At 34.5% G+C, this 12,668-nt stretch carries 5 protein-coding genes and 1 pseudogene; all 6 read left to right on the plus strand.

The features are described from left to right. The first annotated feature begins 16 nt into the window (after positions 1-16). Positions 17-1,801: a chloride channel protein gene (locus ABTV69_RS20305; protein WP_433832068.1), complete on the plus strand. Its 1,785-nt coding sequence runs from the start codon at positions 17-19 to the stop codon at positions 1,799-1,801. Between the two features lie 64 nt (positions 1,802-1,865). Continuing rightward, positions 1,866-2,818: pseudogene (locus ABTV69_RS20310) on the plus strand (Fic family protein). A 101-nt stretch (positions 2,819-2,919) separates the two neighbouring features. Continuing rightward, the gene (gene uvrA, locus ABTV69_RS20315; RefSeq protein ID WP_433832070.1) at positions 2,920-5,751 is read left to right on the plus strand and encodes an excinuclease ABC subunit UvrA; all 2,832 of its coding nucleotides are present in this window, start codon (positions 2,920-2,922) and stop codon (positions 5,749-5,751) included. A 441-nt stretch (positions 5,752-6,192) separates the two neighbouring features. Then, a complete protein-coding gene (locus ABTV69_RS20320; protein WP_111363553.1) occupies positions 6,193-6,921 on the plus strand; it encodes a TIGR00730 family Rossman fold protein in 729 nt (242 codons plus the stop codon). A gap of 269 nt (positions 6,922-7,190) precedes the next feature. Beyond that, positions 7,191-9,938: an aminopeptidase gene (locus ABTV69_RS20325; protein WP_433832073.1), complete on the plus strand. Its 2,748-nt coding sequence runs from the start codon at positions 7,191-7,193 to the stop codon at positions 9,936-9,938. 191 nt (positions 9,939-10,129) lie between these two features. After that, the gene (locus tag ABTV69_RS20330; RefSeq protein WP_433832075.1) at positions 10,130-12,550 is read left to right on the plus strand and encodes an alpha-ketoacid dehydrogenase subunit alpha/beta; all 2,421 of its coding nucleotides are present in this window, start codon (positions 10,130-10,132) and stop codon (positions 12,548-12,550) included. Positions 12,551-12,668 lie beyond the last annotated feature (118 nt).

Raw genomic sequence — 12,668 nt, forward strand, 5'->3', positions numbered from 1 at the left:
ATAATTTTAGAACAGAATGATAAAAAAATATTTCAGACGACTTGAAAGTATAATTGCTTTGGCTCAATCTTTAATGACTCCAAAACAGTTCCTTTTTTTATCTAGTGTCTTAACAGGAATCTCTTGTGCTTTTGCTGTAATTATCCTTAAAACATTCGCACACAGCGTTTTTTCTTTTGCAACTTATATTAACGGAATCCTGAAATTGAGCTTCATCAACAGTATTTTGCCTATTATTGGTATTGTATTAACCGTTTTTGTTGTAAAAAAAGTCCTTAACGGAAGCATTCAAAAAGGAACTTCTCAGATACTTTATGCAGTTGCAAAAAAAGCAAGTATTATTCCGAAAAAGCAAATGTATGCACAGATTGTTACGAGTTCGTTAACCGTTGGTTTAGGAGGTTCTGCCGGTTTAGAAAGTCCAATCGTGATTACGGGAGCTGCTTTTGGTTCTAATTTTGCCCAAAATTATAAGCTGCAATACAAAGACAGAACTTTGTTAATTGGTTGTGGAGTTGCTGCCGGAATTGCTGCCGCGTTTAATGCTCCAATTGCCGGAGTACTTTTTGCCATTGAGGTTTTATTGGTCGATGTTAGTATTTCTGCCTTCACTCCTATTATGATTTCTGCTGCTACAGGTGCATTAGTTTCAGCTATTGTTTTGGACGAAAGCATTTTGTTAAGCTTCAAAAAGCAAGAAACATTTGATTATCATAATATACCGTTTTATGTTATTTTGGGAGTCCTTACTGGATTGGTGGCAATTTATTACTCAAGAAATTTTCAAAGAGTCGAACATTATTTTGCCAAACAGCAAATTAATCCATACAAGAAAGCTTTCATTGGTTCGTCGTTATTGGCTCTATTAATCTTTATTTTTCCAACTTTATTCGGTGAAGGTTACGAAAGCATTAAAACATTATCTGAAACAGATCCAGGGAAATTGTTAGACAATACTTTGTTTGCTGATTTTAGAAACAATCAATGGATTTTACTTTTGTTTGTTGGCGCAACAGCAATGGTTAAAGTTTTTGCTTCTGGTTTAACGATCGGAAGTGGTGGAAATGGAGGGAACTTTGCTCCTTCCCTATTTTTAGGATCTTATTTAGGCTATTTCTTTTCTAAACTGATAACACTTATCGGCTTATCAAAACTTCCAATTAGTAATTTTACAATGGTGGGAATGGCCGGAATTTTGAGCGGTTTATTTCATGCTCCGCTTACAGCTATATTCTTAATTGCAGAAATTACGGGAGGTTACGGACTAATGATTCCACTTATGATTGTTTCCTCAATCAGTTTTGCAATTTCTAAACGTTACGAAAAATATTCGCTTGACGTCAAAGGATTGGCCAAAAAAGGACATGCTTTTACCAGTAATAAAGATTCTAATATTCTTTCTACTTTAGAAATTGACACCATCATTCAGTGCGATTATTTGACCGTTCATCCAGATGAAAACCTAAGCAAATTGGTTGATCTTATTTCACATTCTAACCAAGTCGTTTTTGCAGTTGTCAATAATGAAAAAGATTTAATTGGTGTGGTTCACTTTAATGATATTCGCGAAATTATTTTCAATGCTTATCGCGTAAAATACACCTCCATTAGGGATGTAATGAAAACGCCGTTGACAACCATTTCTACCCTAGATAGCATGGAAATTGTAATGAAGAAATTCGAAACCTCAAAATCTGCTTTCCTACCAGTTTTAAGAGACGGAAAATATTATGGTTTTATTTCTAAATCAATCGCACTAGAAGCTTACAGAACAAAACTTCGTTCTATGACGATTGAATAAGCTTAATATCGGATAAGTTAAAAATTTTATTTATCCGATATTAAGACGTAGTTTTGTCGACATTATGTGGAATATCGATTTAACATACCGACCAGAATTTGAATCAACCTTTGAAAGATTGTATCAAAAAAGGCAAGAATTACAAAATAGCAGACCTCTGCCTAATATTGCTTTAAACAAAATTCGAGAAAGCCTTGCACTAGAATGGACTTACAATTCTAATAGCATCGAAGGAAACACCCTTACTTTGAGAGAACCCAAATGGTTATTCAAGAAGGAATTACCATAAAAGGAAAATCGCTTCGAGAACATTTTGAAACACATAATCACGACAAAGCCATTGATTACCTCTACTCTATCGTTGACGAAAATTACAAACTAAGAAGCATAGACATTCTATCTCTTCATGGCTTGGCAATGCGCTCGATCGAAGAAGATTTTGCAGGAAGAATTCGTAACGGAGGAGTCCGAATTTCTGGAGCCAATTTCGTGCCACCGAATGCCAATAAAGTTTCAGATTATCTAGATGAATTGATCGATTTTATTAATACAAATCCTTTAAATTTAAATGATATTGAACTCGCAACCATTTACCATCATAAATTAGTATGGATTCATCCATTCTTTGATGGCAATGGCCGTACGGTTCGTTTGAGCATGAATTTACTCTTGTTGCGTGGTGGTTTTCCGCCTGCTATTATTTTAAAAAATGACAGGAAAAAATATTATGAAGCGCTTAATCAGGCTAACCATGGCAACTATCAAAAATTAACACTTTTGATGTGTCAGGCACTTGAGCGAACGCTAAATATTTATTTAGGAGCAATGCCAGGAAGCAGTTACGATTATCAATCTATTCAAAATATTGTTAGCGAACCTGACACTCCTTATGGTCAAGAATATGTGAGTTTATTGGCTCGCACCGGAAAAATTGATGCTTACAAAGAAGATCGAAATTGGTACACCACCAAAGAAGCTATCGAAAACTATATAGCAACCCGAAAAAGAAAACGCTAATTTATGATTAGCGTTTTTTGTTACTAATTGTAACATAAACTTTTGCTATCGAGCACTAAAAGAACAAATCAAAGTGGTAACTTTGCGTTTTGCTCAAAATTATGTTAGATAAAGATAATACTATAGAAGTTCTTGGTGCAAGAGTTCACAATCTAAAAAACATTGATATATCTATTCCGCGTGAGAAACTGGTTGTTATTACTGGTTTATCTGGTTCTGGAAAGTCTTCTTTGGCATTTGATACCATTTATGCTGAAGGACAGCGTCGTTACGTCGAAACGTTTTCGGCTTATGCGAGGCAATTTCTTGGCGGTTTAGAGCGTCCTGATGTTGATAAAATCGATGGCCTTTCGCCTGTAATTGCGATTGAACAAAAAACTACCAGTAAGAGTCCGCGTTCTACAGTTGGAACCATTACTGAAATTTATGATTTCCTGAGACTTTTATATGCTCGTGGTGCAGATGCCTACAGTTATAACACTGGCGAAAAAATGGTTTCGTATTCTGATGAGCAAATCAAAGATTTAATTATTCAGGATTACAACGGAAAACGCATCAATATTTTGGCTCCCGTTATTAAAGCCAGAAAAGGGCATTATGCCGAACTTTTCCAACAAATCACTAAACAAGGATTCTTAAAAGTTCGTGTAAACGGAGAAGTTCAAGATTTGGTTGCTGGAATGAAATTAGATCGTTATAAAACACACGATATTGAGATTGTTGTAGACAGAATGGTGATCGAAGATAATCAAGACACTCAAAAAAGATTATCTGAAAGCATTAATACTGCCATGCATCATGGCGAAGATGTTTTAATGATTTTAGATCAAGATTCTAATGAAGTGCGTTATTTCAGTAGAAACTTAATGTGTCCTACAACAGGAATATCATATCAAAATCCAGAACCGAATTTATTCTCGTTCAACTCCCCAAAAGGAGCTTGCCCGCATTGCAACGGATTGGGAACTGTTCACGAAATCAACGTAAAAAAGATCATTCCGAATCCGAAATTATCTATTAAAGCGGGTGGTTTTGCACCTCTTGGCGAATATAAATCTTCTTGGATTTTCAAGCAATTGGAAACCATTGGAGAAAAATTCGGATTTAAAATAACCGATCCGATCGAGAAAATTCCCGAAGAAGCCATGACGATGATTTTGTATGGTGGAAAAGATAAGTTTTCTATCAGTTCAAAAGATCTTGGCGTAACTAGAGAATATAAAATTGATTTTGAAGGAATCTCTAATTTCATCAAAAACCAATACGATGAAAGTGCTACAACGAGCATAAAACGTTGGGCCAAAGATTTCATGGACGAAATTAACTGTCCGGTTTGTGACGGTTCACGTCTTAAAAAGGAAGCTTTATTTTTTAGAGTGAATGAAAAAAATATCACCGAATTGTGTGATATGGATATTTCAGATTTGACCGCTTGGTTTTTAGATTTAGAAAATCATCTGACTGACAAACAGCTTTTAATTGCTTCTGAAGTAGTAAAAGAAATTAAAGATCGTTTGAATTTCTTAATGAATGTCGGCTTGAATTATTTGGCTTTAAGCCGAAGTTCTAAATCACTTTCGGGTGGCGAGGCGCAGCGCATTCGTCTGGCAACACAAATTGGTTCGCAATTGGTTGGGGTTTTATATATTTTAGACGAGCCAAGTATTGGTTTGCACCAAAGAGATAACGAAAAATTGATTCAGTCTCTAGAGCAATTACGTGATATTGGAAACTCTGTAATTGTGGTAGAACATGACAAAGACATGATTGAAACTGCCGATTATGTAATTGATATTGGTCCAAAAGCTGGTAAATACGGCGGACAAATCATTAGTACAGGAACTCCAAAAGAAACATTGGCCTCAAACACTATTACTGCTCAATATTTGAACGGTAAAATGAAATTTGACATTCCGAAAGAAAGAAGAAAAGGAAACGGCAAATTCTTAAAATTAACTGGAGCAACAGGAAATAACCTTAAGAACGTTTCGATTGAAATTCCGTTAGGACAAATGACTTGCGTAACAGGAGTTTCTGGAAGCGGAAAATCGACTTTGATTAATGAAACGCTTTATCCAATTCTAAATGCACATTATTTTAATGGCGTAAAAAAACCGCAACCTTATAAAAAGATTGAAGGTTTAGAACATATTGACAAAGTAATTGATATTGACCAAAGTCCGATTGGTAGAACGCCACGTTCGAATCCGGCAACTTATACGGAGGTTTTCACCGAAATCAGAAATCTGTTTACGATGACTTCTGAAAGTATGATTCGCGGTTATAAAGCAGGTCGTTTCAGTTTTAACGTAAAAGGCGGACGTTGCGAAACCTGTGAAGGTTCTGGTGTAAGAACAATCGAAATGAACTTCTTACCAGATGTTTATGTAGAATGCGAAACGTGTCAAGGAAAACGTTTCAACAGAGAAACTTTGGAAATTCGATACAAAGGAAAATCTATTTCAGATGTTTTAGATATGACGGTTGATGAAGCAGTTCCTTTCTTTGAAAATATTCCGAAGATTTACAGAAAAATCAAAACGATTCAAGATGTTGGTTTAGGTTACATTACGCTTGGACAGCAAAGCACAACGCTTTCTGGTGGTGAAGCGCAGCGTATTAAATTGGCTGGAGAATTGTCTAAAAAAGATACGGGAAATACATTTTATATTCTTGATGAGCCTACGACAGGATTACATTTTGAAGACATTCGTGTTTTGATGGAAGTAATCAATAAATTGGTTGATAAAGGAAACACCATTCTAGTAATCGAGCATAATATGGACGTTATCAAACTTGCGGATTACATTATTGATATTGGCCCTGAAGGAGGAAAAGGCGGCGGACAATTGGTTGCCAAAGGAACTCCTGAAGAAGTAGCAAAGAATAAAAAAAGTTATACGGCTAAGTTTTTGAAAAAAGAATTGGAGTAAACGAAACTCACAGATTTAAATAACCTGTTAGGTTTACTACATATAAAGATCTTTGTCAAAGTTTTAAACTTTGACAAAGATTTCCATCTAAACCCAAAAGCTTTTTACAAACTATATATCTGATAATGAATCAAAAACCTTTATTTGATTATTATCATAAGATTACTTTTGGATTATAATTCGTGTTTTCTGTAACAATTCTAGAAAAAAGCGTTAATTTAGTGTCCGCTTTTTTTGAAAAAATCAATACTTTATAGAAAGATCTTTCAATTAAATCAATTGTTTATTTGAAACCAACTGCCCTAGCCCTGATGGGAGCGGCATCCTTTTGTGTCCGCCGCGGCGGACACAAAAGATATAGCGGACAGCAGGAAATAGCTCCTTCTACTACGCTCACAAAAATAAAAGACATAAATAGAATAATAAATTAAAATACCTAAAATGAGATTAGAAGATTTTGATAATGATGAAGATAAAGTAATTCAGGATCGTTTGAAACAAAAAACGTGGAATGAAATTAAAACCAATGACAGCTGGGCGATTTTTAAAATTATGTCTGAGTTTGTAAATGGTTACGAAGCAATGGGACGTATTGGACCTTGTGTTTCGATTTTTGGATCTGCAAGAACAAAACCAGAGGATAAATACTATCAATTAGCTGAAAAAATCGCTTACAAAATCAGTAAAGCGGGTTACGGTGTGATCACAGGAGGTGGTCCCGGAATTATGGAAGCTGGGAATAAAGGCGCTCATTTAGGCGGTGGAACTTCAGTTGGTTTGAATATCGAGCTTCCGTTTGAGCAGCATTTTAATCCTTACATTGACCACGATAAAAACTTGAATTTTGACTATTTCTTTGTGAGAAAAGTAATGTTCGTTAAATATTCGCAAGGATTTGTGGTGATGCCTGGAGGTTTTGGAACTTTGGACGAAATGTTTGAAGCAATCACTTTGATACAGACTAAGAAAATTGGGAAATTTCCAATTATTTTGGTTGGAGTTGAATTCTGGTCGGGACTAATCGAATGGGTCAAAACCGTCTTGGTAGAAAAAATGCATACGGTAAGTCCAGAAGATTTAAATTTATTTAAAATAGTAGATACAGAAGACGAAGTTGTTGAAGCTTTGGATAAATTCTATAAAAAATACGATTTAAGTCCGAATTTCTAAATTTAATTATCAGAAGCGAGATCGAATTTCGCTGAAAACATCATACCCTTTATCGTTAAATTACGTAAAGTATCGTAAAAATTGAAAGCTGTTTTTTTAAACAGCTTTTTTTATCTTATTTTTACACAAATCCGAAGTTTCAATATGTCCGTAAGTTAAGTATACCCGATAATTTTTTAAGCCACTATTTGAAAGCACTTTATAAAATTATTTGTCTCTTTTTAGCTTTATCCTTTTCGATAAAACTAACCGCACAACATCTCTCTAAGATGGAAGTGGCGGTAAATCTTGAGCTTAAAACATTAAATATTAAACACGACATCACGTATCACAACACTTCAAATGATACTTTAGATTCGATTGTACTTAACGATTGGAACAATGCTTTTGCTGACAAAAACACACCGCTTGCCAAACGTTTTTCGGATGAATTCTATAGAGGTTTTCATTTAGCAAAAGCGGCAGATAGAGGAAAAACAACGATTATAAATCTAACCGAAACCAATTATTCGGCTCTTGAGTGGGAAAGAAGTGCTCAAAACCCTGACTACATTGTGGTTAAATTAAATCGAAAACTTCTTCCAAACGAAAAACTCGATTTACATCTAAATTACATAGTAAAAATTCCAAACGACAAATTCACTCATTTTGGTTTTGACCAGAATGGTGGCTTGGCGCTTAAAAATTGGTTCTTAAGCCCTGCACGTTTTGAAAATGGTCTTTTCGTAAAATACAATAATTTCAACTTGGATGATATTGCAAACGCGGTCAGCAACTATGAAGTTGAAATTAAAATCCCTAACCAGTATACTATTACTACCGATTTAAACTCGGTTTCAAAAGACACAAGCAATCTCAATTACAGCATTTACTCTTTTTCCGGCACAAATAGAACAGATTTTAGTCTTTACATAGAAAAGGAAAATAGCTTTAGAACTTATGATAATGGTTCGCTGCTGGTTGAAACCAATTTAAAAAACAAAAAAATAGACGAATATCAAAAAGCTATTATTATCAACCGAGTGGTTTCTTACGCCGAAAAAGTGATTGGTAAATATCCGCATGAAAAAATAACCGTTTCACAGATCGATTACGACCGAAATCCATTTTATGGTTTAAATCAGCTGCCTTCATTTATTAGTCCGTTTGAGGATGATTTTATGTTTGAAATTCAGTTTTTAAAGACGTTTTTAAATAACTATCTTAAAAACAGCCTTCGTTTGGACCCAAGAAAAGACAATTGGGTTTACGACGCCATCCAGATTTATACCATGATGAACTATATGGAGGAACATCATCAGGATGAAAAAATGTTAGGTAAGCTTTCAGATATGAAACTCTTTAAAAGTTACAACATTACCAATCTTACTTTTAATGAGCAATATAGCTATTACTATATGCTAATGGCGCGTAAAAATTTAGACCAGCCATTGGGAGATCCAAAAAACACATTAATCAAATTTAATGAACAAATTGCCAGTAAATATCGCGCTGGCTTGAGTTTGAGTTATCTAGACGATTATCTTAACCAAGATATTGTCACTAAAAGTGTAAAGGAATTTTATAATTTGAATCAATTCGGACAATCGAATCGTTATGATTTCGAAAAAATACTAACGCAAAAAAGTCCAAAAAATATTGATTGGTTTTTTAAAACGATCATCGATTCCAGAGACATTATCGATTATAAATTTTCTAATGTTTCGCGAACCGCAGACAGCATTACGTTTTCTATAAAAAACAAAACAGGAATCTACGCTCCTATTCCGATTTACGGAATTAAAAAGAAAGAAGTTGTTTTTAAAGAATGGATCGAACCAACCACAAAAGATTCCGTTTTTGAAGTAGAGCGAAAAAATGCAGATAAAATTGTCATTAATTACAATAATGAAGTACCAGAATACAACCAAAGAAATAACTGGAAATCTCTAAAACACGTTGCCTTAAATCGTCCTCTAAAATTCAATTTTGCCAAAGATTTAGAAGATCCAAACTATAATCAGATTTTATACATTCCGACATTAAACTATAATTATTATGATGGTTTTACTCCGGGAATTCGTTTTCACAACAAAACCATTTTAGACAAACCTTTTAATTTTGATATCAATCCTGCCTACTCTATAAAAGCAGGTACACTATCGGGTTCATCTGCTTTTTCTTGGAATCAATATTATAGAAATAGCACTTTGTACAATGTTCGTTATTCTATCAGTCAGAATTATTACCATTATGCTCCTGATGCCACTTATTTGAGATTAAATCCAATGGTCGTATTCCGCATTCGTGAAAAAGATTTTAGAGATAATAGAAAACAATATATTATGGCTCGCCAAGTTATTGTAAATCGCGAAGAAAGTGCTTATATCACAGATAATTCTGAACCTAATTATTCCATTTTTAATGCTCGTTATGGCAATGTAAAAACAGAATTAATTGATCATTTCAGTTTTATGACCGATCTGCAGTTTTCTAGCGGATTCGGGAAGATTTCTGGAGAGGTAGAATACAGAAGATTATTTGAAAATAATAAAAAGTTAAACTTAAGATTGTACGCTGGAAGCTTTTTATACAATACAACAAATTCAGATTATTTTAGTTTTGGTTTAGACCGACCGACAGATTATTTATTTGATTACAATTTATTTGGAAGGTCTGAGAGTACAGGCTTTTTTAGCCAGCAATACGTTATTGCAGAAGGAGGCTTCAAATCACAATTACAGCCTTCTTATGCCAATCAATGGATGACAACTCTTAATGCCAGTTATGCGATATGGAATTGGGTAGAGCTTTATGGAGACATCGGTTTCTTAAAAAACAAACATCAAAGTGAGTTTTTTGCTTATGATTCTGGAGTGCGTTTGAACTTGGTTCCAGACTACTTTGAACTCTATTTCCCTGTCTATTCGAATAATGGATGGGAAATATCACAACCTAAATACAATGAAAAAATACGATTTATAATCACTTTCTCACCAAAAACATTAGTTACTCTTTTCACTCGAAAATGGTTTTAATCAAATGAATTTTAAACAAAAACTTGCGAAATTATCAACAAAATTAAATTTTACATAAAAATCACATAAATAAAATACGTAGTTTTCTGAATTTGAATACAAATAATTAAATTATATTTAGTTTAAAGAATTATGATTATTGATTGTTTTTAAGTAATTTCGCGACATAAACAACATGACCCTACAAGATTATGATAAAAGAAAAAAACAATACTACACTGACATTTGAAGATTTCAAAACTGAGGTATTGAATGACTATAGAATTGCGGTAACAAGCCGTGAATGTAGTCTTTTAGGTCGAAAAGAAGTATTAACAGGAAAGGCTAAATTTGGAATTTTTGGCGACGGAAAAGAAGTTCCGCAGCTAGCAATGGCTAAAGCTTTTAAAAACGGAGACTTCCGTTCTGGATACTATCGCGATCAAACTTTTATGATGGCTATTGGCGAATTGGATGCCAAACAATTTTTTGCCGGTTTATATGGTCATACCGATTTAGCTTTCGATCCGATGTCTGCAGGAAGACAAATGGGTGGCCACTTTGTTACGCACAGTTTAAACGAAGACGGTTCTTGGAAAGACTTAACCAAACAAAAAAATTCAAGCTCAGATATATCTCCAACTGCTGGACAAATGCCAAGACTGCTTGGTTTAGCGCAGGCTTCAAAAATTTACAGAAACGTTGACGGAATTACGATTAAAGATAAATTCTCAGTTGATGGAAATGAAGTGGCTTGGGGAACTATTGGTAACGCCAGCACTTCTGAAGGTCTGTTTTTCGAAACGATAAACGCTGCTGGAGTTTTACAAGTTCCAATGGTAATGAGTGTATGGGATGATGAATACGGAATTTCTGTTCACGCTAAACATCAAACCACAAAAGAAAATATTTCTGAAATTTTAAAAGGATACCAACGCGATGAAGATGCTAAAGGTTACGAAATCTTTAGAGTAAAAGGTTGGGATTATGCCGAATTGGTTTCGACTTATGAAAGAGCTGGAGCAATTGCACGCGAAGAACATATACCAGTTTTAATTCACGTTAACGAATTAACACAACCACAAGGCCACTCTACTTCTGGTTCGCACGAACGTTACAAAAGTGCAGAAAGATTGGCTTGGGAAAGAGATTTTGACTGTATTCGCCAAATGCGTTTATGGATGATTGCCATTAATATTGCATCTCCAGAAGAATTGGCAGAACTTGATTTCCAATTAAAGAAAGAAGTTCTAGAAGCTAAAAAAGACGCTTGGAATTCTTTCATCAATCCAATTATTGAAGAGCAAAAAAATCTTCTTGGTTTATTGGAAGAAATCGCTGAAGCAAGCATCAATCATAAAGAAAGAATCAAAAAATTAATTTCTGAATTGGCAGCAATTAAAGCGCCTTTAAAGAAAGAAATTTTAGTTTACGCTAGAAAAATTCTACGTTTTATTGAAGTTCCAAACAGCAAAGTTCTTTTATCAAACTGGATTACACGATTCTTGAATGAAACACAAGAAAAATTCAGCAGCAATCAGCATTCAGAATCTGCGCAAAATGTATTTTCAGTACAAAAAGTGCTGCCAAAATACGCAGAAAATGCCAAGCCTGATTTGGATGGAAGAATGATTCTACGTGATAATTTTGACGCGTTATTTGCAAAATATCCTGAAACTCTAATTTTCGGTGAAGATGTTGGAAACATCGGAGACGTGAATCAAGGTTTAGAAGGCATGCAGGAAAAATACGGAGAACTTCGTGTTGCTGATGTCGGAATTCGTGAAGCGACGATTATTGGTCAAGGTATCGGAATGGCTTTAAGAGGTTTACGTCCGATTGCTGAAATTCAATATTTAGATTACTTATTGTACGCTATTCAGATCATGAGTGACGATTTAGCTACATTACAATATAGAACGGTTGGAAAACAAAAAGCTCCGTTAATCATTAGAACTCGCGGTCACCGCTTGGAAGGAATCTGGCATTCTGGTTCTCCAATGGGAATGATTATTAATGCAATTCGCGGAATTCATGTTCTTGTTCCAAGAGATATGACACAAGCTGCTGGTTTTTACAACACTTTGCTAGAATGTGACGAGCCTGCTTTGGTTATTGAATGTTTGAACGGATACCGTCTAAAAGAGAAAACTCCCCTAAACTTTGGTGAATTTAAAACCCCTATTGGAGTGGTTGAAACTCTAAGAGAAGGTTCTGATATTACTTTAGTTTCTTACGGATCGACTTTAAGATTGGTAATGCAAGCCGCTAACGAATTGGCAGAAAAAGGAATTGAGTGCGAAGTGATCGACATTCAATCTCTACTTCCATTTGACGTTAGCAAAGACATTGTAAAAAGTGTTGCAAAAACAAATCGTCTTTTAGTAATTGACGAAGATGTTCCTGGCGGAGCTTCAGCATTCATTTTACAGCAGATTCTTGAAGAGCAAGATGCTTACAAATATTTAGACAGCAAACCGCAGACTCTAGCCGCTAAAGCACACAGACCAGCTTACGGAACTGATGGTGATTATTTCTCTAAACCTTCTGCAGAAGATATCTACGAGAAAATTTACGACATGATGCATGAAGTGAATCCTTCTAAATATCCTGATTTGTATACGAGATTTTAGATTTTAGATTTTAGATTTTAGATTTTAGATTTTAGATTTTAGATTTTAGATTTTAGATTTTAGATTTTAGATTTTAGATTTTAGATTTTAGATTTTAGATTTTAGATTTTAGATTTTA

Source organism: Flavobacterium anhuiense, from assembly GCF_050990855.1.
Lineage (GTDB): Bacteria > Bacteroidota > Bacteroidia > Flavobacteriales > Flavobacteriaceae > Flavobacterium > Flavobacterium anhuiense_C.

What these genes read in the sequence shown, in the direction of transcription:
- uvrA (WP_433832070.1), top strand. Translation starts at nt 2,920, where the DNA reads ATGTTAGATAAAGATAATACTATAGAAGTTCTTGGTGCAAGAGTTCAC.
- ABTV69_RS20325 (WP_433832073.1), top strand. Translation starts at nt 7,191, where the DNA reads ATGGAAGTGGCGGTAAATCTTGAGCTTAAAACATTAAATATTAAACAC.
- ABTV69_RS20305 (WP_433832068.1), top strand. Translation starts at nt 17, where the DNA reads ATGATAAAAAAATATTTCAGACGACTTGAAAGTATAATTGCTTTGGCT.
- ABTV69_RS20330 (WP_433832075.1), top strand. Translation starts at nt 10,130, where the DNA reads ATGATAAAAGAAAAAAACAATACTACACTGACATTTGAAGATTTCAAA.
- ABTV69_RS20320 (WP_111363553.1), top strand. Translation starts at nt 6,193, where the DNA reads ATGAGATTAGAAGATTTTGATAATGATGAAGATAAAGTAATTCAGGAT.